The sequence below is a fragment of the Arthrobacter flavus genome (genome assembly GCF_039526005.1).
In the GTDB taxonomy this organism is placed as follows: domain Bacteria; phylum Actinomycetota; class Actinomycetes; order Actinomycetales; family Micrococcaceae; genus Arthrobacter_D; species Arthrobacter_D flavus.
In genome coordinates this window covers 27,890-50,631 of sequence record NZ_BAAAIJ010000047.1, presented here as the reverse complement: position 1 = coordinate 50,631, position 22,742 = coordinate 27,890, and the positions used below count along the sequence as shown (strand labels likewise).

General features: G+C 62.1%; 18 protein-coding genes. 15 read left to right on the top strand and 3 right to left on the bottom strand.

Going from position 1 to position 22,742, the window contains the following annotated elements; all coding sequences use genetic code 11:
* Positions 1-387 precede the first annotated feature (387 nt).
* Both rplJ and rplL read left to right on the top strand, forming a co-directional pair.
* Positions 388-996, top strand: a complete 609-nt coding sequence (gene rplJ / locus ABD059_RS10235) for a 50S ribosomal protein L10 (RefSeq protein WP_343879658.1) — start codon at positions 388-390, stop codon at positions 994-996.
* A gap of 78 nt (positions 997-1,074) precedes the next feature.
* Complete coding sequence (gene rplL / locus ABD059_RS10230) at positions 1,075-1,455, top strand: 50S ribosomal protein L7/L12 (RefSeq protein WP_019481475.1); 381 nt, start codon at positions 1,075-1,077, stop codon at positions 1,453-1,455.
* Between the two features lie 63 nt (positions 1,456-1,518).
* Here rplL and ABD059_RS10225 read toward each other — a convergent pair whose 3' ends face one another.
* Both ABD059_RS10225 and ABD059_RS10220 read right to left on the bottom strand, forming a co-directional pair.
* Positions 1,519-2,721, bottom strand: coding sequence for an acetyl-CoA C-acetyltransferase (locus ABD059_RS10225; protein WP_343879656.1), 1,203 nt, complete (start codon positions 2,719-2,721; stop codon positions 1,519-1,521).
* Between the two features lie 67 nt (positions 2,722-2,788).
* Complete coding sequence (locus ABD059_RS10220; RefSeq protein WP_343879654.1) at positions 2,789-3,385, bottom strand: DUF2238 domain-containing protein; 597 nt, start codon at positions 3,383-3,385, stop codon at positions 2,789-2,791.
* A 24-nt stretch (positions 3,386-3,409) separates the two neighbouring features.
* On the opposite strand from ABD059_RS10220, the gene ABD059_RS10215 reads away from it, so the two are divergent.
* The gene (locus ABD059_RS10215) at positions 3,410-4,168 is read left to right on the top strand and encodes a glycosyltransferase (protein ID WP_343879652.1); all 759 of its coding nucleotides are present in this window, start codon (positions 3,410-3,412) and stop codon (positions 4,166-4,168) included.
* On the opposite strand, the gene idi is transcribed toward ABD059_RS10215, so the two are convergent.
* The gene (idi, locus tag ABD059_RS10210; protein ID WP_343879650.1) at positions 4,153-4,701 is read right to left on the bottom strand and encodes an isopentenyl-diphosphate Delta-isomerase; all 549 of its coding nucleotides are present in this window, start codon (positions 4,699-4,701) and stop codon (positions 4,153-4,155) included. The two genes, ABD059_RS10215 and idi, sit on opposite strands and share 16 nt — an antisense overlap.
* Positions 4,702-4,766: 65 nt before the next feature.
* Here idi and ABD059_RS10205 point away from each other — a divergent pair, with 65 nt between their 5' ends.
* From ABD059_RS10205 to tuf, 12 genes are all read left to right on the top strand, one after another.
* Complete coding sequence (locus ABD059_RS10205) at positions 4,767-5,831, top strand: polyprenyl synthetase family protein (RefSeq protein ID WP_343879648.1); 1,065 nt, start codon at positions 4,767-4,769, stop codon at positions 5,829-5,831.
* 5 nt (positions 5,832-5,836) lie between these two features.
* On the top strand, positions 5,837-6,730 hold the full coding sequence (locus ABD059_RS10200; RefSeq protein ID WP_343879646.1) for a phytoene/squalene synthase family protein: 894 nt from the start codon (positions 5,837-5,839) through the stop codon (positions 6,728-6,730).
* A gap of 19 nt (positions 6,731-6,749) precedes the next feature.
* Positions 6,750-8,444 (top strand): phytoene desaturase family protein, encoded by a 1,695-nt coding sequence (gene crtI / locus ABD059_RS10195; RefSeq protein ID WP_343879644.1) that lies wholly within the window; start codon positions 6,750-6,752, stop codon positions 8,442-8,444.
* Positions 8,441-8,773: a lycopene cyclase domain-containing protein gene (locus ABD059_RS10190; protein WP_343879642.1), complete on the top strand. Its 333-nt coding sequence runs from the start codon at positions 8,441-8,443 to the stop codon at positions 8,771-8,773. Before crtI ends, ABD059_RS10190 begins: the two co-directional genes overlap by 4 nt.
* Positions 8,770-9,150: a lycopene cyclase domain-containing protein gene (locus tag ABD059_RS10185; protein ID WP_343879640.1), complete on the top strand. Its 381-nt coding sequence runs from the start codon at positions 8,770-8,772 to the stop codon at positions 9,148-9,150. Before ABD059_RS10190 ends, ABD059_RS10185 begins: the two co-directional genes overlap by 4 nt.
* Entirely contained in the window at positions 9,147-10,037 is an 891-nt protein-coding gene (locus tag ABD059_RS10180; RefSeq protein ID WP_343879638.1) for a prenyltransferase, read from the top strand. Before ABD059_RS10185 ends, ABD059_RS10180 begins: the two co-directional genes overlap by 4 nt.
* Before the next feature lie 260 nt (positions 10,038-10,297).
* On the top strand, positions 10,298-13,807 hold the full coding sequence (rpoB, locus tag ABD059_RS10175) for a DNA-directed RNA polymerase subunit beta (protein ID WP_343879636.1): 3,510 nt from the start codon (positions 10,298-10,300) through the stop codon (positions 13,805-13,807).
* A gap of 175 nt (positions 13,808-13,982) precedes the next feature.
* On the top strand, positions 13,983-17,873 hold the full coding sequence (locus ABD059_RS10170; RefSeq protein ID WP_343879634.1) for a DNA-directed RNA polymerase subunit beta': 3,891 nt from the start codon (positions 13,983-13,985) through the stop codon (positions 17,871-17,873).
* A gap of 339 nt (positions 17,874-18,212) precedes the next feature.
* Entirely contained in the window at positions 18,213-18,587 is a 375-nt protein-coding gene (rpsL, locus tag ABD059_RS10165) for a 30S ribosomal protein S12 (protein ID WP_019481488.1), read from the top strand.
* The gene (gene rpsG / locus ABD059_RS10160; RefSeq protein ID WP_019481489.1) at positions 18,587-19,057 is read left to right on the top strand and encodes a 30S ribosomal protein S7; all 471 of its coding nucleotides are present in this window, start codon (positions 18,587-18,589) and stop codon (positions 19,055-19,057) included. Before rpsL ends, rpsG begins: the two co-directional genes overlap by 1 nt.
* A 42-nt stretch (positions 19,058-19,099) precedes the next feature.
* Entirely contained in the window at positions 19,100-21,214 is a 2,115-nt protein-coding gene (gene fusA, locus ABD059_RS10155) for an elongation factor G (protein WP_019481490.1), read from the top strand.
* Positions 21,215-21,365: 151 nt separating this feature from the next.
* The gene (tuf, locus tag ABD059_RS10150; RefSeq protein ID WP_024475450.1) at positions 21,366-22,556 is read left to right on the top strand and encodes an elongation factor Tu; all 1,191 of its coding nucleotides are present in this window, start codon (positions 21,366-21,368) and stop codon (positions 22,554-22,556) included.
* The last annotated feature ends 186 nt before the right edge of the window (positions 22,557-22,742 follow it).

The window sequence follows — 22,742 nt, the reverse complement described above, 5'->3', positions numbered from 1 at the left end:
CCCGCAGGAAAGTGGTGGCCCAACCGCTCTCCTGCGGGTGGGCCACTTTTTCGTGGGGAAGGCTGGCCATAGCTGGTCCTGGCGCGTGCTGGGTTGGCTCGGGAGCGGTGGGAGGGCCAGGATTTGGTTACCCTCTGGCGGGTGACGTACTCTTGAAGAACCAAAGACCGTCGGTCGATGCGTACCCCACCCTTATCCTCAGGTTTCTGAGGCATGCGGGCCGGGGCATGTGTCTGAAGGTTCCCGTCAAGGGCGGCCAGCGTAGGTGAACGAAGCTCCTCAGTAGACACGGTAACTCCGCTGTCCTGGCTGAAGCCCCGTGCATCTGCGCGGGGCGTTTTTTATTGGGGCAGTAAAAGCCGGCATCAATTCCCCGGAAGGAGGGTTATGGCAACCGCAATCAAGGTAAGCGCAGTTGAGGAAATCGTCACCGATTTCAAAGACTCAAATGCTGCAGTCCTAACCGAATACCGCGGGCTCACCGTTGCACAGCTCAAGGAACTGCGCCGTTCACTCGGCCAGGACACCAAATACGCTGTCGTCAAAAACACCCTGACGGGCATTGCAGCCAAGGAAGCCGGCATCGACGCGTTCGATAGCCAGCTCGCCGGACCCACTGCAATCGCCTTCATCAAGGGTGACGCTATTGCAGCGGCAAAGAGCCTGACGGATTTCGCGAAGTCCAACCCACAGCTCATCATCAAGACTGGTGTTTTCGAGGGCCGAGCCCTTGACGCCGCCGGTGTAAAGGCTCTCGCTGCTCTCGAGTCGCGTGAACTTCAGCTGGCCCGCGTTGCCGGAGTGCTGCAAGCACCCATGGCAGCACTTGCCCGCACCATTGATGCATTGCGCATCAAGCACGAGGAGGAAAGTGGAGCGCCTGCAGCAGCAGAGACGCCAGCCGCCGACGCTCCTGCTGCAGAGGAAGCAGCTGCACCAGCAGCAGCCGAGTCAGAGGCCGCTCCCGAAGCTGCCGCAGCGCCTGAAGAGAAGTAATTCTCCTCATCCACCAAACTCCGGTACCGAGCGTCGAACCCGATGCCAGGCACCACTATAGGAAGGAAGGCTCTCGCCATGGCGAAGCTCACCAACGAAGAGCTCATTGAAGCTTTCAAGGAACTGACCATCATCGAACTCTCCGAGTTCGTCACGCTGTTCGAAGAGACCTTCGACGTCACTGCAGCTGCAGTGGCAGTTGCTGGCCCCGCCGGTGGCGGCGCAGGCGAAGCTGCTGAAGAGGAGAAGGATTCCTTCGACGTTATCCTCGAAGCAGCAGGCGACAAGAAGATCGCAGTGATCAAGGAAGTACGCGCACTGACTTCCCTGGGTCTGAAGGAAGCCAAGGACGTTGTCGACAGCGCCCCCAAGGCTGTGCTGGAAGGCGCAACCAAGGAAGCTGCCGAGAAGGCCAAGGAATCCCTCGAGGCCGCTGGCGCGACGGTAACCCTGAAGTAGTATTTTTCTGGTTTACGAAAAAACCCCTGACTCACGGAGTCAGGGGTTTTTTCATGTCATGGCTCAGTTGCGATAAAGAAGAAGGGCTTCTCCCTGCCCGCCGCCGCCGCACAACGAAACGGCTGCCTTGCCGGTACCCCGCCGAGCGAGCTCGTGCGCAGCATGCAGCGCCAGGCGGGCGCCCGAGGCGCCGATGGGGTGCCCCAGCGCAATCGCCCCGCCGTGGATGTTGGTCTTCTCCAGCGGATAATTCAGGTCTTTCAGGGACTGGCAGGCCACCGAGCCAAAGGCCTCGTTGATTTCCACGAAGTCCAACTCCGATGTCTGCCAGCCAGCCCGACCCAAAGCCTGCTCGATCGCGCGCGATGGCTGCGAGTGCAGGGAATTGTCGGGTCCGGCCACCTGGCCCGGTTGCCCCACCACCGCGAGTACGGTCAGCGAGTTCTCTTCGGCGTGTGCCCTGGTGGTCAGGACAAGCGCTGCCGCACCGTCTGAGAGCGGTGATGAATTACCTGCCGTGATCGTGCCCGCCTGGTCGAACGCTGGCCGCAGCCCGGCGAGGGACTCGACGGTCGTCGTCGGGCGCACCCCCTCATCGCGGTTGAGGACCACGGGGTCGCCCTTCCGCTGGGGCACCGTGACCGGCACAATTTCGACGTCGAACACACCGGATTCCATTGCTGCGGCAGCACGCTGATGCGAAGCGGCAGCGACGGCGTCTTGTTCGTCCCGATTGATACCGAGGCCGGTGTTGCCGCGCTCGGTCGACGCGCCCATCGACTCGTTATCGAACGCATCGGTCAGGCCATCGTTGGCCACCGAGTCGATCGCCTGGATGTTGCCATAGGTCCAGCCCTGCCGGGACCCCGGCAGCAGGTGGGGCCCACGGGTCATGGATTCCTGGCCCCCCGCAACCACCACTGTCGCCTCGCCGCTGCGGATCAGCCGCGCTGCGTCGATGACTGCCGTCAGGCCGGAGAGGCAGACCTTGTTGATGGTGACCGTAGGGACATCCCACCCGATCCCGGCCTTCAGCGCGGTCTGCCGCGCCGGATTCTGACCGCAGCCTGCCTGGATGACGTGGCCCATAATGACGGCACCCACCGTCCCGGCGTCGACCCCTGCCTGATCCAGTGCACCCGCAATCGCCAGGGCTCCGAGATCCACAGCGGTAAAGGAGGACAGCTGGCCATTCAGGCGGCCCTGAGGAGTCCGGGCACCCCCAACGATGACGACGTCGGCCGGTGACTTATCTTCAGTATTCATCGAGGGGAACGCTCACTTTCGTCTTTGAAGCAGTTGCGTCAAGGCTACTCTGTCCGGTCCAGCTCAGCTAGTGAGCATTAACTGAAACCGATTGCCAGCTCCTCGACAGTGTGGCTGCCAGAGCCATCCCGGCCACCCACGAGCCGACCCCTCCGGCAGCTATATCGCCCAGCGTGTCCTCATAGCCCACATTGATCTCATTGGTGATGTACCTGTTTCCCGCCCACTCGGCAAACTCCCACACCACGCTCAGGCTCAGGCCAAGGGCAAGGGTGATGATGGTGACCCCGGTTGTGGCCCGTCGGCCTAGCCCAGGTCGTGGGAGATACCGCATCCGCAGCAGCAGCAGGTAGGCGATGAGGGCAATGGCCGCGGTGGCAAGCGTATGGACGGCAAGATCCCACCACGAGATGAGCTCGTACAGGTCAATGACGGCGCTCCACCCCGCAACAAGCAGGGTAGCTCCGTAGGCGGCATCGATCCGAGGATCCACGCGGACCATCCGGGACACGAGGACGCCACCGAGCACCAGGAACAGCACTGCGAATTCAACTGGACCCCACCAGAGCAACACAGCGATGACGCTGAGTAAAGCGGCCCCGCGGACCGCGTCGGCCGTCACCGCCCAGGGGGTCGCCGGGGGTCGAAGTAGATCGTCAATCATGTAAAACAGCCTAGTATCAATGGCATGTCCCCAACACTTTCAGTGGTCATCCCGTGCCGTAACGACGGTGACCTCCTGGCCCTTTGCCTGCAGGCTCTTGGCGCCCAGACCCGGCCCCCGCTGGAGGTGATCGTGGTCGACAATGGTTCGACCGATTCAACAATCGCGATCGCGGAGGCTCACGGGGCGCGGGTGGTCACCGAACCGGTGATCGGGATTGGGGCAGCCGCAGCAGCTGGCTACAACGCTGCCCAGGGCACCATCATTGTCCGGTGCGACGCCGACTCGGTGCCGTCCGGGGATTGGTTGGAAAAGATCGCTACCCGCTTCGCCGATGACGTCGGGCTCGCCGCTCTTACCGGACCAGGACAGTTCTACGAGGTCTCCCGGTGGCGGGCCGCTGCCGCAGACCTGCTGTACATGCGGGCCTACCTGGTCCTCATGGGAGCGGCCATGGCACATTGGCCGCTGTTCGGCTCCAATATGGCCTTCCGCTCCGAGGTATGGGAAGCGGTGCGTGCCCGGGTGCATTCAACCGACCCCGAGGTGCACGACGACGTCGACCTCGCGTTTGCGTTGGCCCCAGGGCATCGGACCGCGTGCGATTTTTCACTGCGGGTCGGAATTTCGCCCCGTGCGCTCATCGGGGGAGCCGACCTACGACGCCGCTTCGTCCGTGCCTTCCGCACGATCGGGCTGCACTGGAGGGTCTCACCGCCCTGGCAGCGCTGGGTGAATCAGCTGAGACCGGCCGGCCGGCGGGGAGACTACCCTGCGGGGTAGAGCAGCGGAAGCTGGAGCGTCAGCCACGGGCTGAAGGCCCAGGGGGTGAGGCGGACCGATTCCACGAGTTGGCGGGGTTCAACCCACTCCCACTGGCAGACCTCCGATGCCCGCGGGGAGAGCTGTCCGACGCAACGGGCCGTGAAGACGGGGCAGATCTCGTTTTCGACCACCCCGGAGAAGTCCACTGCCCGGTACCTGAAGTCCGGCAGGGCGGGGGACAGATCGGTGACGGCGATTCCCAGCTCGTAGTCGGCACGCCGCGCAATCGCGTCGACGGTGGACTCGCCCGGTCCGGGATGACCGCAGAATGAGTTGGTCCAGACGCCCGGCCACGTGCGCTTGGACAGCGCCCGGCGGGTGACGAGGATCCGGCCGTCGTCGTCGTACACATGGGTGGAGAAGGCGAGATGCAGCGGCGTCGACGTGTGGTGCACCTCCGCCTTGTCCTGGGTCCCGGTGGGAGTGCCGGATTCGTCAACAAGGACCACCAGTTCAGCACCGGATCCTGAACTGCCGTCTGCTAGAAGCACTGTGTGACTGCTCTCTGACCTGAGTCGTTTAGCTAAAGATTGCGGGGTCAGTGTTTACTTTACCTATGGACATGGAAACCTTGCTGGTCGACTCCCGTGGCTTGGAGCAGGTGGAAAGTGTCCTCGCAAACAGTTTCGCCCGGTCGAAGGCCCGTGCCGCGACCCTTGGACCCACCTATCATCACCTGTGGGAAACCCTCGAAACCTGCGCAGCCGGCGGCAAGCGCTTCCGTCCGCGGATGGTCATGACCGCCTACGACTGCCTGGCCGGGACCGACCGGGCGTCCGCGGCGATGGTGGCTGCATCCTTCGAAATGCTTCACACAGCCCTGATCGTTCACGACGACGTCATTGACCGCGATTTTGTCAGGCGGGGGATCCCCAACGTGTCGGGTACTTACCGACTGCTGGCCGAAGATGCGGGCCTAGCGCCCGACGACGCCGCGCACCGAGGGCTCTCCATGGGGGTCATCGCCGGAGACCTGGCTCTTTCCAGCGCCCACCGGCTCCTCGACGGCGTCCGCACCGACCCCGCCACCAGGGAACGGCTCGGCGAGCTTCTCGATGACGCAGTATTTGCCTCGGCGGCTGGGGAACTGCTCGACGTCGACGCCTCAACCTCCGACACGTCGTCGTCCGAGGAAACCCTTCAGATGGCGCGGCTGAAAACGGCCGTCTACTCCTTCGAAAGCCCACTCAAAGCCGGTGCCGTCCTGGCGGGCGCCGATGAGGCCATCGTCGACTCCCTTGGCGACTTCGGCAGGGACGTGGGGATCGCCTATCAGCTGGCCGACGATATTCTCGGCGTGTTCGGTGACGAGAAGACCACCGGAAAAACTACCTGGGGAGATCTGCGGGAGGGCAAGCGAACCGCCCTGATCTCGTTTGTCGCCCAGCGGGCCGAGTGGGAGCAGATTTCAGCACTGGTCGGATCGCCGGAGCTCTCGGCCGCCGGGGCCGAAAAGATCCGCGGAGTCCTCCGGTCCTGCGGGGCACTGGATTACGTGGTGTCTCTGGCAGGCGACCATGCACTGCAGGCGCAGCACCATCTGGGTGCCGCCCATATCCCGGCTGCACTGCGTGACGGGCTGGCTCCCGTCGCCACGGCAGTACTGGCGAGGGTGCGGTAGCTCCCATGCAGCCACGCGACGCCCTTGCCTTCTACACCGATGTCACCCACCGCACCTCGGCGGTGGTGATCAGGTCCTACTCCACCTCGTTTGGGTTGGCATCACGGCTGCTCGGCGGCGACGTCCGCCAGCATGTCGAGACGGTCTATGCGCTGGTCCGGGTCGCCGACGAAGTGGTGGACGGCGCGGCCGCCGCCGCTGGGCTCAGCCGTGATCAAACGCGCGCGGTGCTTGACGACCTGGAGCAGGAAACCGAGCGGGCCATGGCCGTGGGATACAGCGCCAACCCGGTGGTTCACGCTTTTGCCAACACCGCACGGGAAACTGGAATCGCGGTTGACCTGACCAGGCCCTTCTTCGCCTCGATGCGCGCTGACCTGGAGCGGACCGAGCACACAGACGAATCGTTTGATGAGTACGTCTACGGCTCGGCCGAGGTGGTGGGCCTCATGTGCCTGAAGTGTTTCCTCTACCAGGAAGCCAGCCCGCGCAGCACCGACCAGGAAAGCAAGCTCATCGATGGAGCCCGCCGGTTGGGAGCTGCCTTCCAGAAGATCAACTTTTTGCGCGACCTCGCTGACGACTTCGAGTCCCTGGGGCGCAGCTACTTCCCGGGGATCTGGCCCGGAAGTTTTGGGGAGGCGGATAAACACCGGCTGCTCGATGACATTGCGGCGGATCTCGCCGTCTCGGCCGACGCCCTTCGCGACCTGCCGAGTTCCAGCCGCCGCGCCGTCGCCCTGGCCCAGGGGCTCTTCGCCGAACTGTCCCTGCGGCTGCGCAGGACTCCCGCCGAGGACCTCCTCACCTCACGGATCCGGGTCCCCAATCCCGTGAAACTTCGGATCGCCGCCCAGGCACTGGCGGGCCGTGTCCCGCAGCCTGATGAAACACCCTGATGACCACCGGAAGGCTGCCATGAACTCGCACGCACCCCTGAACAGCCCAGTGAGCGGCCCGCGCCGGAACGTCGTAGTCATCGGCGGCGGGATCGCCGGCCTCGCGTCAGCCGCGCTGCTCGCCGAGGAGGGGCACGCCGTCACCGTGCTCGAAAAGCAGGCGGCCACCGGTGGCCGGGCCGGGCTTTGGGAGAGCGACGGGTTCAGGTTCGACACCGGGCCCTCCTGGTACCTCATGCCCGAAGTGATCGACCACTTCTTCAGGCTCCTCGGAACCAGCGCAGCCGATCACCTGGACCTGGTCAAACTGGATCCCGGGTACCGGGTGTATTCCGAGGGACACACCGAGCCCATCAACGTTCCCGCTGAACGGGCCGACGTCGTCAAGCTGTTCAACGACATCGAACCCGGTGCGGGGGAGGCCCTGGAGAAGTACCTGGATTCGGCCGGCGACACGTACACCATGGCCACCCGCCGATTCCTCTACACCACCTTCCAGTCCTTCCTGCCGTTGCTCCGCCCCGATGTGCTCAGCCGCGTCCCCAAGCTGGTGCGCCTGCTCCTGCAGCCGCTGTCCAGTCTCGCTGCCGCAACGGTGACCGACAACCGGCTGCGACAGATCCTCGGCTACCCGGCGGTCTTCCTCGGCACCTCCCCGTTCGAAGCGCCCAGCATGTACCACCTGATGAGCCACCTGGATCTCGACGACGGCGTCCTGTACCCGATGGGCGGGTTCACCCGGCTGACCGAGGCCATTGGCTCCCAGGCCCGCTCGAGGAACGTCGAGGTCATCACCGGCGCCCGGGTGGACCAGATCCTCACCCTGCCCGGCGATGGCCGGTCCCAGAAGGCCCGGGTGACCGGCGTCCGCTGGGTGTCGGCGGACGGCACGGAGCACACCACCCCCGCTGACACGGTGGTCGCTGCCAACGATCTGCACCACGCCGAAACGCAGCTGCTGCAGCCCGCCGATCAGACCTACCCGGAAAAGTACTGGTCCCGGCGAACAGCAGGGCCCAGCGCCCTGCTGTTGTACCTGGGCGTCAAGGGCGGGCTGCCCGAGCTGGAACACCACACGCTTCTGTTCACCGCGGACTGGGAAGACAATTTCTCACGGATCTTCGGCAAGATCACCTCAGTGCCGACGCCTGCGTCGCTATACGTGTGCCGGCCCAGTGCCACCGACCCCGGGGTGGCCCCGGAAGGTCACGAGAACGTGTTTGTCCTGGTCCCACTGCCAGCTGATCCGGGGCTGGGCGCTGGCGGGATCGACGGTGCGGGGGACCGGCGCATCGAGAACCTTGCCGACACGGTGATCGACCAGATCAGCAAATGGGCGAACATCCCCGACCTCGCCGACCGGATAGTGGTGCGGAGGACCTATGGACCGCAGGACTTCGTGGGGGACTTCAACGCCTGGCAAGGCACCTCGCTGGGCCCGGCGCACGTGCTGAAGCAGAGTGCGTTCTTCAGGGGCCGCAACAAAAGCCGCAAGGTGGAGGGCCTGTACTATGCGGGCAGCTCGACCATCCCAGGGATCGGCATTCCCATGTGTCTGATCAGCGCGGAACTGCTGATCAAACGGCTGCGCTCCGACACCAGTACCGGCCCGCTGGCTCAGCCCCTCGTTACCCCAGGGGCCGGCGCAGCGGCCGGTTCGGTGGTCGGCGCAGCGGCCGGTTCGGTGGTCGACAAGGGCAAGGTCCGGCAATGATCAGTGCCCTATACCTGGTCTCACTGCTGGGCGGACTGGCGTGTGCGGCCCTGATGGATTACCGGTACGGGTTGTTCTTCTGGGCAGCGCCGCGCCGTGCGGGCCTGGTCCTAGCCTTGGGGGTGGCGTTCTTTCTGGCCTGGGACCTCGGCGGCATTGGATCGGACATCTTCTACAAGGGCGACTCCGAGTTCATGATCGGCGTCATGCTGGCGCCCGAGCTTCCCCTGGAGGAATTGTTCTTCCTGACCTTCCTCTGCTGGATGGCGATGAACATCTACCTGCTCATGAAACGGACCATTGAGACACGGACACAGGTGGCTCAGTGACCTACTGGACTCTCAACGCCATCTTCCTGATCCCCGTCGCGATCATCGCCATCGTGGCGGAGGTGAGTTCCCGCCGTCGTGCGGGACCTGCAGTGACCGGATCGCTGGCGGCTCCCTCAACTGCTGCCACGCTTTCCTGGCGGGCGGTCGGACTGTCGGCGGTCATTCTGCTCATCCTCACAGCCGTCTTCGACAACCTGATGATTCAGCTGGGATTCTTCGGCTACAACCCCGAATGGATTTCCGGCGTGTTTGTGGGAGTCGCGCCTCTCGAGGACTTCGCCTATCCACTGGCGGCGGTGGTGCTCCTGCCGGCACTGTGGACCCTCTTCACGCCGTCGGCCACTGCAGCGCCGGTTGAACGGACCCGTTCATGAGCGCCCAGGCCGGGACCGGCCTCTCCGGGACAGCGAAAATGTTGCTGCTGTCCTCACGCCCCGTGTCCTGGGTGAACACCGCTTTCCCCTTCGCGGCCGCGTACTTCCTCACCACCGGGTCCATCGATCTGGCCTTCGTGCTCGGGACGCTGTACTTCCTCATCCCCTACAACCTCGCCATGTACGGCATCAACGATGTCTTCGATTATGAGTCAGATCTCCGGAACCCCCGCAAGGGTGGGGTAGAAGGCGCCGTCCTGGACCGCAGCTTCCACCGGGTCACCCTGTGGGCCGCAGTGCTGAGCAACGTCCCGTTCCTGGTGGCGCTGCTGCTCCTGGGCAACCCGCTGTCTGCCCTGGTGCTTGCGGTGAGCGTGTTTGCGGTGGTCGCCTACAGCGCGCCGGGGCTCCGGTTCAAGGAGCGGCCCTTCCTCGACTCGGTTACCTCCAGCACCCACTTCGTCAGCCCCGCAGTGTTTGGGCTCGTGCTTGCGGGCGCACACTTCGACATCGGCCTCTGGGCAGTGCTTGGGGCGTTCTTCCTGTGGGGGATCGCCAGTCAGGCGTTTGGTGCCGTCCAAGACATCCAGGCCGACCGTGAAGGCGGCATCGCCTCGATTGCCACGGTCCTGGGGGCACGAGCCGTTGTGCGGTTCGCCGTCGTCGCTTACCTGCTGAGTGGACTGCTGATGCTGCTCGCGCCGTGGCCGGCGACGCTGGGCGGGCTGCTGGCCGTGCCCTACATCCTCAGTATCCTGCCGTACGCCAACCTCAGCGATGAGCACTGTGAAACCGCCAACCGGGGGTGGCGGCGGTTCCTCAGGCTGAACTTCCTCACCGGTTTCCTGGTGACCATGCTCTTGATCTGGGTGACCCAGGCGGGATGACCCGGATGACGTATACCACACCGGGGCTGGACAGGACGGGAGCTCTGCAGTACAGTAGATATTTGCGTCTTTCCTCTTAACCTCGGCCTTCATATAGCGGTGGGCTTTGTCTTGCGTTAGTCATTTAACGGCAGATTTACTGTCCGGTCATTGACCGCAGGCTCCTGGTTCGCACACACAATCCTCGCGTTAATACGCGATGGCAGTGCAAAGAGGGCGGATATAGCTGAACAAGCCGAAGGTCTGTGGAAGGATCCCTCTTGGTCGCCTCGAGCACCTCTAATAATGCAACCGCTACCAGCCAGGTCGACGCCGACGGCGTCTCCCCCCGGCTTTCATTCGCAAAGATTCACGAACCACTGGACGTTCCTAACCTCCTCGCGCTCCAAACTGACAGTTTCGACTGGCTGGTTGGAAACGATCGCTGGAAGGCGCGCGTGCAGGAAGCCCTGGAGCTGAAGCTGCAGGGTGTGGCCTCCACATCTGGTCTCGCTGACATCTTTGAAGAGATCTCCCCGATCGAGGATTTCCAGGGCACCATGTCCCTGAGCTTCTCGGAGCCGGAGTTCGCCGATCCGAAATACACCATGGCTGAGTGCAAGGACCGCGACGCTACGTACGCGGCCCCCCTGTATGTCAAGGCCGAGTTCATGAACAACAACACTGGCGAGATCAAGCAGCAGACAGTGTTCATGGGCGACTTCCCGTTGATGACGGAGAAGGGAACGTTTGTGATTAACGGCACCGAGCGTGTCGTCGTGTCACAGCTGGTCCGTTCACCGGGCGCCTACTTCGAGCGCACCGCCGACAAGACCAGTGACAAGGACATCTTCAGCGCGAAGATCATCCCGTCACGTGGTGCCTGGTTTGAACTCGAAATCGACAAGCGTGATCAGGTCGGCGTCCGCCTTGACCGTAAGCGCAAGCAGTCAGTCACAGTCCTCCTGAAGGCACTGGGCTGGACCGAGGGCCAGATCCTCGAAACCTTCGGTGAGTATGACTCCATCCGCGCCACCATGGAGAAAGACACCACCGAAACGCAGGAAGACGCGTTGCTGGACATCTACCGGAAGCTTCGCCCGGGAGAGCCACCCACGGTCGAGGCCGCCAAGACGCTGCTCGACAACCTGTACTTCAACCCCAAGCGCTACGACCTGGCCAAGGTTGGTCGTTACAAGATCAACCGCAAGCTCGGTATCGACAAGAACCTTGATGACAAGGACGCTTCGGTCCTGAACATCGACGACATCGTCGCGATGATCAAGTTCCTGGTGGCCTTGCACGCCAACGAGAAGACCCTCACCGGCAAGCGCGACGGCGGCGACGTCGAACTGCGCGTCGAGGTCGACGACATTGACCACTTCGGTAACCGTCGCATCCGTGCAGTCGGCGAGCTCATCGAGAACCAGGTCCGCACCGGCCTGTCCCGGATGGAGCGCGTTGTCCGCGAGCGGATGACCACGCAGGACGTCGAGGCCATCACACCTCAGACCCTGATCAACATCCGACCAGTGGTTGCGGCGATTAAGGAGTTCTTCGGAACGTCCCAGCTGTCGCAGTTCATGGATCAGAACAACCCTCTGGCTGGCCTGACGCACAAGCGTCGCCTGTCAGCGCTGGGCCCGGGCGGTTTGTCCCGTGACCGCGCTGGCATGGAAGTTCGTGACGTTCACCCGTCTCACTACGGCCGTATGTGCCCCATCGAAACCCCTGAAGGACCGAACATTGGTCTGATCGGTTCGCTGGCGTCCTACGGACGTATCAACACGTTCGGCTTCATCGAAACCCCCTACCGCAAGGTAGTCGGCGGAATCGTCACCGAGCAGATTGACTACCTCACCGCCGACGACGAGGTGGAGCGCCTGATTGCACAGGCGAACGCACCCCTCGACGGCAAGGGCAACTTCATCGAGCCTACGGTTCTGGTGCGTACCCGAGGCGGTTCGGGCGAGCCCGTCCTGGTCGAGGCCATTGAGGTCGAGTACATGGACGTCTCCCCACGCCAGATGGTGTCGGTGGCTACGGCCATGATTCCGTTCCTGGAACACGATGACGCGAACCGTGCCCTCATGGGTGCGAACATGCAGCGTCAGGCTGTCCCCCTGCTCCGTTCCGAGCGTCCCCTGGTGGGCACCGGTATGGAGAAGAACGCAGCAGTCGACGCCGGTGACGCTGTCACCGCCACGAAGGCTGGAGTTGTCAAGGAGGTCTCAGCCGATCTGGTGAGCATCCTCAACGACGACGGCACCGAGACGAACTACCCGATCATGAAGTTCGCCCGCTCCAACCAGGGCAACGCGTACAACCAGCGCGTGCTGGTTTCCGAGGGTGACCGGGTCGAGTACAACACGATGATCGCCGACGGTCCGTCCACCGACCAGGGTGAGCTCGCCCTGGGCAAGAACATGCTCGTTGCGTTCATGTCCTGGGAAGGTCACAACTTCGAGGATGCGATCATCCTTTCCCAGCGCATCGTCTCCGACGACGTACTGACCTCGATTCACATCGAGGAGCACGAGGTTGACGCCCGCGACACCAAGCTTGGTGCCGAGGAAATCACCCGCGACATCCCGAACGTCTCCGAAGAGGTCCTTGGGGCCCTGGACGAGCGTGGCATCATTCACATCGGTGCCGAGGTTGAAGCCGGCGACATCCTGGTTGGCCGTGTCACTCCGAAGGGTGAGACGGAACTGACCCCTGAGGAGCGTCTGCTGCGGGCCATCTTCGGTGAGAAGAGCCGCGAGGTTCGCGACACGTCACTGAAGGTTCCCCACGGCGAGTCCGGAACGGTCATCGGTGTGCGCATCTTCGATCGCGACAACGACGACGAGCTGCCCCCCGGCGTGAACCAGCTGGTCCGCGTCTACGTGGCTCAGAAGCGTAAGATCACCGACGGCGACAAGCTGGCTGGCCGTCACGGTAACAAGGGCGTCATCTCCAAGATCCTGCCGATCGAGGACATGCCGTTCATGGAAGACGGCACCCCCGTCGATATCGTGCTGAACCCGCTGGGTGTCCCAGGCCGAATGAACGTCGGCCAGGTCCTGGAAATCCACCTCGGTTGGGTGGCCAAGCAGGGCTGGAAGATCGATGGCGAACCGGAATGGTTGAAGAACCTCCCGAACCTGCCCCGCGAAAGCGGTTCGACCACTGTTGCAACCCCGGTCTTCGACGGCGCAACAGAGGACGAAATCGTTGGTCTGATGAACTCCACCCGGGAAACCCGCGACGGAAACCGCCTCATCGGTGGATCCGGCAAGGCGTTGCTCTTTGACGGCCGCTCCGGCGAGCCGTTCCCGGACCCCATTTCGGTCGGCTACATGTACATCCTGAAGCTGCACCACTTGGTGGACGACAAGATCCACGCACGCTCCACCGGACCGTACTCCATGATCACGCAGCAGCCGCTGGGTGGTAAGGCACAGTTCGGCGGACAGCGCTTCGGTGAAATGGAAGTCTGGGCCCTCGAGGCCTACGGCGCCGCCTACACGCTGCAGGAACTTCTGACGATCAAGTCGGATGATATCCACGGCCGCGTGAAGGTCTACGAAGCGATCGTGAAGGGCGAGAACATCCCAGAGCCGGGTGTCCCCGAATCCTTCAAGGTGCTGATCAAGGAAATGCAGTCGCTGTGCCTGAACGTGGAAGTACTCTCCACCGACGGAACGACGATAGAGATGCGTGACTCGGATGAAGAAGTCTTCCGGGCCGCGGAGGAACTGGGTATCGACCTGTCACGGGCCGAGCCAAGTTCTGTCGAGGAAGTCTAGGTTTCACCACACCGATCCGGTGTTCGACAAGCAGCCAACGAAATTTCTTCGGCCGCGGACGGCCTTGAAATATTAAAGGCCGCTTCCTCGAACACCGGCTCGGTGCGGGCCTAACTGCCCACCGCACCCCATCAGACTTCAAGAATTTAGAGAACAAAGAGAGAACAGGGACCATATGTCCAGCGAATCCTCCTTCGGCCTCATGCGAATCGGCCTTGCCACTGCGGACGAAATCCGTGGTTGGTCTTTTGGCGAGGTCAAGAAGCCGGAAACCATCAATTACCGTACCCTCAAGCCTGAGAAGGACGGCCTCTTCTGCGAGAAGATCTTCGGACCTTCCCGCGACTGGGAATGCTACTGCGGCAAGTACAAGCGCGTCCGCTTCAAGGGCATCATCTGCGAGCGTTGTGGCGTTGAAGTAACCCGCGCCAAGGTTCGTCGTGAGCGCATGGGCCACATCGAGCTCGCAGCTCCCGTCACCCACATCTGGTACTTCAAGGGCGTGCCCTCGCGCTTGGGTTACCTGCTGGACCTGGCGCCGAAGGACCTCGAAAAGGTCATCTACTTCGCCGCCTACATGATCACCTCCGTCGACGAAGAGAACCGTCACGCGGAACTGCCGAACCTCCAGGCCGAGCACGACCTTGAGAAGAAGCAGATGATTGACCAGCGCGACTCCGACATCGCCACCATCGCCAAGGACCTTGAGGATGAGGTTGCACGGCTGGAAGGCGAAGGCGCAAAGGCTGCCGAGAAGAAGAAGGCACGCGACTCCGCCGACCGTCAGATGGCGAACGTGCGTAAGCGCGCCGACATCGAGATCGAGCGTTTCGAGCAGGTCTGGGACCGGTTCAAGAGCCTCAAGGTCGCTGACCTTGAAGGTGACGAGGGCCTCTACCGCGAGCTGCGTGACCGCTACGGACTGTACTTCGAGGGCTCGATGGGCGCCGAAGCGATCAAGAAGCGTCTCGAGAACTTCGACATGCCAGCCGAAGCCGAGATGCTCCGCGACATCATCCAGAACGGTAAGGGCCAGCGTAAGACGCGTGCCCTGAAGCGCCTGAAGGTTGTCAACGCGTTCCTCACCACCACCAACAGCCCTCTCGGCATGGTGCTCGACGCCGTTCCTGTGATCCCGCCGGAACTGCGCCCCATGGTCCAGCTGGACGGTGGCCGCTTCGCGACCTCCGACCTCAACGACCTGTACCGCCGCGTGATCAACCGCAACAACCGCCTGAAGCGCCTGCTCGATCTCGGTGCACCCGAGATCATCGTGAACAACGAAAAGCGCATGCTCCAGGAAGCAGTCGACTCCCTGTTCGACAACGGTCGTCGTGGACGTCCGGTCACCGGGCCGGGCAACCGTCCGTTGAAGTCGCTCTCTGACATGCTCAAGGGCAAGCAGGGTCGTTTCCGCCAGAACCTTCTGGGTAAGCGCGTTGACTACTCCGGCCGTTCAGTGATCGTCGTTGGTCCCCAGCTGAAGCTGCACCAGTGTGGTCTGCCCAAGCAGATGGCCCTGGAACTCTTCAAGCCGTTCGTGATGAAGCGCCTGGTTGATCTCAACCACGCACAGAACATCAAGAGCGCCAAGCGGATGGTCGAGCGTTACCGCCCGCAGGTCTGGGACGTGCTCGAAGAGATCATCACCGAGCACCCCGTGCTGCTCAACCGTGCGCCTACCCTGCACCGTTTAGGTATCCAGGCGTTCGAACCGCAGCTGGTTGAAGGTAAGGCCCTTCAACTGCACCCACTCGTTTGCGGCGCGTTCAACGCTGACTTCGACGGCGACCAGATGGCAGTCCACCTGCCGCTGAGCCCAGAGGCCCAGGCCGAGGCGCGCATCCTGATGCTCTCCTCGAACAACATCCTGAAGCCTTCGGACGGCCGTCCGGTGACCCTGCCATCACAGGATATGATCATCGGCCTGCACCACCTCACCACCAAGCGTGAGGGTTCAGCGGGGGAGGGTCGCGTGTTCAGCACCCCGGCCGAAGCCATCATGGCCTTCGACATGGGTGTCCTGCACCTGAACTCGGTAGTCCGGATCCGCATCCCACACTTCGTGCCCAGCGCTGATGTCGCTGCGCCCGAAGGCTGGGAAGAAGGAACCCCGGCGCTGATCGAAACCTCCCTCGGGCAGGTTCTGTTCAATGACACGTTGCCAGCGGACTACCCCTGGGTTGAGAAGGTTGCCGACAAGGGACAGTTGTCCACCATCGTCAACGATCTTGCCGAGCGGTACCCGAAGGTAGTTACGGCGGCAACGCTGGACAACCTGAAGGACGCCGGTTTCTACTGGGCCACCCGCTCCGGTGTCACAGTCGCGATCTCCGACATCTCCGCTCCGATCAATAAGGCCGGAATCATGGAGGTCTACGAAAAGCAGGCCGCCAAGGTGCAGTCCCAGTTCGACAAGGGCCTCATCGCTGATGAGGAACGCCGTCAGGAACTGATCGACATCTGGAATAAGGCCACCAACGAGGTAGCCGAGTCCATGCGCGGCGCGATGCCGAAGGACAACACCATCAACCGCATGGTGTCCTCCGGTGCACGTGGTAACTGGCTCCAGGTCCGTCAGATCGCGGGTATCCGTGGTCTGGTGGCGAACCCCAAGGGTGAGATCATCCCTCGTCCGATCAAGTCCTCGTACCGTGAGGGCCTGTCGGTGCTGGAATACTTCATCGCAACCCACGGCGCCCGTAAGGGTCTGGCTGACACCGCATTGCGTACCGCCAACTCGGGTTACCTGACCCGTCGTCTGGTGGACGTATCGCAGGACGTCATCGTTCGCGAAGACGACTGTGGCACCGAGCGTGGACTGAACGTCACCATTGCGGTGCCGAACAGTGACGGCGAACTGGTCCTGCACGAAGAGGTCGAGAACTCCGCTTACGCACGCACCCTGGCCAGCGAAGTCGTTGACTCCAAGGGCAAGGTGCTCGCACCAGCAGGCTCCGACGTCGGCGACGTCCTGATCGGCGAGCTGTTCGCCGCCGGTGTCACCGACATCAAGGTGCGCTCCGTGCTCACCTGTGAGTCAAGCGTGGGCACCTGTGCCCTTTGCTACGGCCGCTCGCTGGCCACCGGCAAGACCGTCGACATCGGTGAGGCCGTTGGCATCATCGCTGCACAGTCGATCGGTGAGCCAGGCACGCAGCTGACCATGCGTACGTTCCACACCGGCGGTATCGCGTCGGCAGAGGACATCACCCAGGGTCTGCCTCGTATCCAGGAGCTCTTCGAAGCGCGGACCCCCAAGGGTGTCGCTCCGATCTCCGAGGTTGCCGGTCGCGTCAACATCGAGGACGGCGAGAAGCAGCTTCGGCTGGTTGTCACTCCTGATGATGGTTCCGAAGAGATTGCCTACCCGGTCCTGCGGCGTGCACGCCTGCTGGTCACGGACGGCGAGCATGTTGAGGTGGGACAGCAGCTGGTCTTCGGTGCTGTCGATCCGAAGCAGATCCTCCGGATCCTCGGCCCCCGTAAGGCCCAGGAATTCCTGGTCGATGAGGTACAGACCGTGTACCGCAGCCAGGGTGTGGGTATCCACGACAAGCACGTCGAGGTGATCGTCCGTCAGATGCTTCGCCGCGTCACTGTGATTGAGTCCGGCGAGTCGAACCTCCTTCCCGGAGAGCTGGCAGAACGCCGCCGCTTCGAGGACGAGAACCGCCGCGTGGTGTCCGAGGGCAAGAAGCCGGCTTCAGGCCGTCCCGAGCTCATGGGTATCACCAAGGCGTCACTCGCCACCGAGTCGTGGCTGTCGGCCGCATCGTTCCAGGAGACCACGCGTGTTCTCACGCAGGCCGCCATGGAAGGCAAGAGCGATCCTCTGCTGGGTCTGAAGGAAAACGTGATCATCGGTAAGCTGATCCCGGCCGGTACCGGCCTGGACCGCTACACGAAGATCACTGTGGAGCCGACTGAGGAAGCGAAGGCCAACCTGTTCACCGGTCCTAGCGCGTTCAGCGACTTCGACTACGCAGGGGTCGAAGGTTCGATGACACCCGAGTTCCACGCCATCCCACTGGATGACTACGACATGGGCTCCGAGTTCCGCTAGGCGAAACTGTCATCTAGAAATATAGATGCAGCGGGCCCCGCACACCTTCGGGTGGGTGGGGCCCGCTACGTTTAACCCTTCCGCATTCAAAGGGGGAGCGGCCGAGAGAAGTCCCGGATTCCCGGGCGCGTCTGGCCGGCAAGCGATCTCTGGTAGAGTAGTGGTAATTGTTTGTGTGGCAGAGGATCGGCGTCCTGACGGACGTATCTCCGCGTTGTAGGGAACTTGTACAACGAATGCCACATTTTCGCACGCCTACGGTCAAGTCGAGACGGCTTACATGTGTGGGTTGGGCGCAAACGACAGCCACTATCTCTAGACATTACGGAGAACGCAGAAGTGCCTACTATTAACCAGCTGGTCCGTAAGGGCCGGACACCTAAGGTCGTCAAGACCAAGGCGCCCGCACTGAAGGGCAGCCCCATGAAGCGCGGCGTTTGCACCCGCGTTTACACGACCACCCCCAAGAAGCCGAACTCGGCGCTCCGTAAGGTTGCCCGTGTGCGCCTCAACGGCGGCATCGAAGTTACCGCTTACATCCCAGGTGTCGGTCACAACCTTCAGGAACACTCCATCGTGCTGGTGCGCGGCGGTCGTGTGAAGGATTTGCCCGGTGTCCGTTACAAGATCGTCCGTGGTGCGCTTGATACCCAGGGTGTCAAGAACCGCAAGCAGGCTCGTAGCCGCTACGGCGCGAAGATGGAGAAGAAGTAATGCCACGTAAGGGCCCGGCCCCTAAGCGGCCGCTAGTTGTAGATCCCGTTTACGGTTCGCCATTGGTCACTCAGTTGATCAACAAGGTACTCGTCGACGGCAAGAAGTCCACTGCAGAACGCATCGTGTACGGAGCGCTTGAGGGCGCCCGCGCCAAGAGCGGCGGCGATCCTGTCGCAGCACTCAAGAAGGCAATGGACAACGTCAAGCCTTCCCTCGAGGTCCGTTCCCGCCGAGTCGGCGGCGCGACCTACCAGGTACCCGTCGAGGTCAAGCCCGGCCGCTCCATGGCCCTCGCCTTGCGGTGGCTGGTTGGCTACTCGAAGGCTCGCCGCGAGAAGACCATGACCGAGCGCCTCATGAACGAGATCCTGGATGCGTCCAACGGTCTCGGAGCAGCTGTCAAGCGCCGCGAGGACACGCACAAGATGGCCGAGTCGAACAAGGCCTTCGCACACTACCGCTGGTAACCAGACTCCGACTTCTAGAAACCCAAGAATAAGGGAGACACCGTGGCACAGGACGTGCTTACCGACCTCAACAAGGTCCGCAATATCGGCATCATGGCCCACATTGATGCCGGCAAGACCACCACTACCGAGCGCATCCTGTTCTACACGGGTGTAAACCACAAGATCGGCGAGACGCACGACGGCGCCTCCACGACTGACTGGATGGAACAGGAAAAGGAACGCGGCATCACCATCACGAGCGCCGCCGTGACTTGCTTCTGGAACAACAACCAGATCAACATCATCGACACCCCCGGCCACGTCGACTTCACGGTCGAGGTCGAGCGCTCACTGCGCGTCCTCGACGGTGCAGTGGCAGTGTTCGACGGCAAGGAAGGCGTAGAACCGCAGTCCGAAACCGTTTGGCGCCAGGCCGACAAGTACGAAGTTCCCCGTATCTGTTTCGTCAACAAGATGGACAAGCTCGGTGCTGACTTCTACTTCACCGTTGACACCATCATCAGCCGTCTCGGCGCCAAGCCGCTGGTCATCCAGCTGCCCATCGGCGCGGAGAACGACTTTGAAGGCGTTATCGACCTTGTCGAAATGCGCGCGCTGACCTGGCGCGGGGACTCCAAGGGCGACGTCACCATGGGCGCAAAGTACGAGATCGAAGAGATCCCGGCTGACCTCGTGGAGAAGGCTAATGACTACCGGGCGCGTCTGCTCGAAGCCGTTGCCGAAGCTGACGATGAGCTCATGGAGAAGTACCTCGCCGGCGAAGAGCCTTCTGTTGCCGAGATCAAGGCCGGAATCCGTAAGCTCACCATTGCTTCGGAGATCTACCCGGTCCTGTGTGGCTCAGCGTTCAAGAACCGCGGCGTTCAGCCGATGCTTGACGCTGTTGTCGATTACCTGCCGAACCCACTGGATGTTCCCCCGATGATCGGTCACGATCCCCGGGACGAAGAAATCGAGCTGACTCGCAAGCCGAGCACCGAAGAGCCGTTCTCGGCTTTGGCGTTCAAGGTTGCTACCCACCCGTTCTTCGGACAGTTGACGTTCATCCGCGTGTACTCCGGCCAGATTTCGGCTGGCACGCAGGTGACCAACTCCACGAAGAACAAGAAGGAGCGCATCGGCAAGCTGTTCCAGATGCACGCCAACAAGGAAATCCCGGTTGAGGAAGCCCTTGCAGGTCATATCTACGCAGCCATCGGTCTGAAGGACACCACTACCGGCGACACGCTGTCGGACAGTGCCAACCAGATCGTTCTCGAGTCGATGAGCTTCCCTGACCCAGTGATCTCGGTTGCGATTGAACCAAAGACCAAGGGTGACCAGGAGAAGTTGTCCACGGCAATCCAGAAGCTCTCCGCTGAGGACCCGACCTTCCAGGTTTCCCTCAACGTTGACACTGGCCAGACGATCATCGCTGGTATGGGCGAGCTCCACTTGGACATCCTGGTGGACCGCATGCGCCGCGAGTTCCGCGTCGAAGCCAACGTGGGCAAGCCCCAGGTTGCTTACCGCGAGACCATCAAGCGCGCCGTGGCCAAGCACGATTACACCCACAAGAAGCAGACGGGTGGATCGGGTCAGTTCGCGAAGATCCAGATCGCCATTGAGCCAATGGAAGTTGAAGACGGCGTCCTGTACGCGTTCGACAACAAGGTCACTGGTGGGCGTATCCCACGCGAATACATCCCCAGCGTTGACGCGGGCATCCAGGATGCCCTCAACGACGGTGTCTTGGCCGGTTACCCGGTTGTCGGCATCAAGGCCGTGCTCCTCGACGGTGCGTACCACGATGTTGACTCGTCTGAAATGGCGTTCAAGATCGCTGGCCGGATGGCGTTCAAGGAAGCGGCACGGATGGCTAACCCTGTCCTGCTCGAACCATTGATGGAAGTTGAAGTCCGCACCCCTGAGGAATACATGGGTGAAGTTATCGGTGACCTCAACTCACGTCGTGGCCAGATGCAGTCCATGGAGGACGCCAGCGGTGTCAAGGTCATCAAGGCCATGGTGCCCCTGTCGGGGATGTTCGGATACATCGGTGACCTGCGGTCGAAGACCCAGGGCCGCGCGGTGTACTCGATGAAGTTCGACAGCTACTCGGAAGTTCCGAAGGCAGTTGCCGACGAGATCATCCAAAAGACCCGCGGCGAATAACCTTTCCGCAGACCAGCTGCGGGAGCCTCCCGGCTCCCGCAGCATGCAGTAATTTCATCAAAGTAAAAGCCCCCAGTAGACTTGCAACAGTTTCAGCCGCGAACAGCGCGGCTGGGAAGCAAATCTTCTCAAAACGTTCTAGGAGGAACCCGTGGCGAAGGCAAAGTTCGAGCGGACTAAGCCGCACGTTAACATCGGAACCATCGGTCACGTTGACCATGGAAAGACGACGTTGACGGCTGCCATTTCCAAGGTGCTGTACGACAAGTACCCCAATCTCAACGAGGCACGCGACTTCGCGTCCATCGACTCGGCCCCCGAGGAGAAGCAGCGCGGCATCACCATCAACATCTCGCATGTTGAGTACCAGACCGAGAAGCGCCACTACGCACACGTAGACGCTCCCGGCCACGCTGACTACATCAAGAACATGATCACCGGTGCTGCTCAGATGGACGGAGCAATCCTCGTGGTTGCTGCGACCGACGGCCCGATGGCCCAGACCCGCGAGCACGTTCTGCTTGCCCGCCAGGTTGGCGTTCCCTACCTGTTGGTCGCGCTGAACAAGTCCGACATGGTCGACGACGAGGAACTGCTTGATCTCGTCGAGATGGAGGTCCGCGAGCTGCTCAGCGCGCAGGGCTTCGACGGCGACGAGGCACCAGTGGTGCGCGTCTCCGGCCTGAAGGCACTTGAGGGCGATCCCGAGTGGGTCAAGTCCGTTGAGGACCTGATGGACGCAGTCGACAACAGCGTTCCGGACCCAGTCCGCGACAAGGACAAGCCATTCCTGATGCCTGTTGAAGACGTCTTCACCATCACCGGCCGTGGCACCGTTGTAACGGGCCGCGCCGAGCGTGGAACCCTGAAGATCAACTCGGAAATCGAGATTGTCGGCATCCGTCCGGTCCAGAAGACCACGGTGACCGGTATCGAGATGTTCCACAAGCAGCTCGACGAAGCATGGGCAGGCGAGAACTGTGGTCTCCTGCTCCGCGGAATCAAGCGCGAAGATGTTGAGCGTGGACAGGTTATCGTCAAGCCGGGTTCAATCACCCCGCACACCGATTTCGATGCCAACGTCTACATCCTGGCAAAGGACGAAGGCGGGCGTCACAACCCGTTCTACTCCAACTACCGCCCTCAGTTCTACTTCCGTACAACTGACGTCACCGGTGTCATTACCCTCCCCGAGGGTACTGAAATGGTTATGCCTGGCGACAACACTGAGATGACCGTTGCGCTCATCCAGCCAATCGCTATGGAAGAAGGCCTCGGCTTCGCTATCCGCGAAGGCGGCCGCACCGTAGGCTCAGGACGCGTTACCAAGATCCTGAAGTAACTCTTCACGAGTGACTAATGGAAAGGCCCCGCTGCGGTTGCAGCGGGGCCTTTCTTTTTAAGCGAGCGTTGCCCGGGCCCGCTTGCACGAAGGTGCCCATTCCTGCAGGGACCGGGTTGCGCTGCAGCCCTGGCGGCAGGAAAGTGGCGCAGCTGCAGGAACGTGGGTGCGCTGCAGTGGTGGCGG

Bases quoted from the DNA above. Each gene is read 5' to 3' on its own strand.
- ABD059_RS10190 (WP_343879642.1), top strand. From the start codon at position 8,441: ATGATCAGTGCCCTATACCTGGTCTCACTGCTGGGCGGACTGGCGTGT.
- rplJ (WP_343879658.1), top strand. From the start codon at position 388: ATGGCAACCGCAATCAAGGTAAGCGCAGTTGAGGAAATCGTCACCGAT.
- ABD059_RS10205 (WP_343879648.1), top strand. From the start codon at position 4,767: ATGGACATGGAAACCTTGCTGGTCGACTCCCGTGGCTTGGAGCAGGTG.
- rplL (WP_019481475.1), top strand. From the start codon at position 1,075: ATGGCGAAGCTCACCAACGAAGAGCTCATTGAAGCTTTCAAGGAACTG.
- ABD059_RS10170 (WP_343879634.1), top strand. From the start codon at position 13,983: ATGTCCAGCGAATCCTCCTTCGGCCTCATGCGAATCGGCCTTGCCACT.
- ABD059_RS10200 (WP_343879646.1), top strand. From the start codon at position 5,837: ATGCAGCCACGCGACGCCCTTGCCTTCTACACCGATGTCACCCACCGC.
- ABD059_RS10225 (WP_343879656.1), bottom strand. From the start codon at position 2,721: ATGAATACTGAAGATAAGTCACCGGCCGACGTCGTCATCGTTGGGGGT.
- crtI (WP_343879644.1), top strand. From the start codon at position 6,750: ATGAACTCGCACGCACCCCTGAACAGCCCAGTGAGCGGCCCGCGCCGG.
- ABD059_RS10180 (WP_343879638.1), top strand. From the start codon at position 9,147: ATGAGCGCCCAGGCCGGGACCGGCCTCTCCGGGACAGCGAAAATGTTG.
- ABD059_RS10220 (WP_343879654.1), bottom strand. From the start codon at position 3,385: ATGATTGACGATCTACTTCGACCCCCGGCGACCCCCTGGGCGGTGACG.
- ABD059_RS10215 (WP_343879652.1), top strand. From the start codon at position 3,410: ATGTCCCCAACACTTTCAGTGGTCATCCCGTGCCGTAACGACGGTGAC.
- rpsG (WP_019481489.1), top strand. From the start codon at position 18,587: ATGCCACGTAAGGGCCCGGCCCCTAAGCGGCCGCTAGTTGTAGATCCC.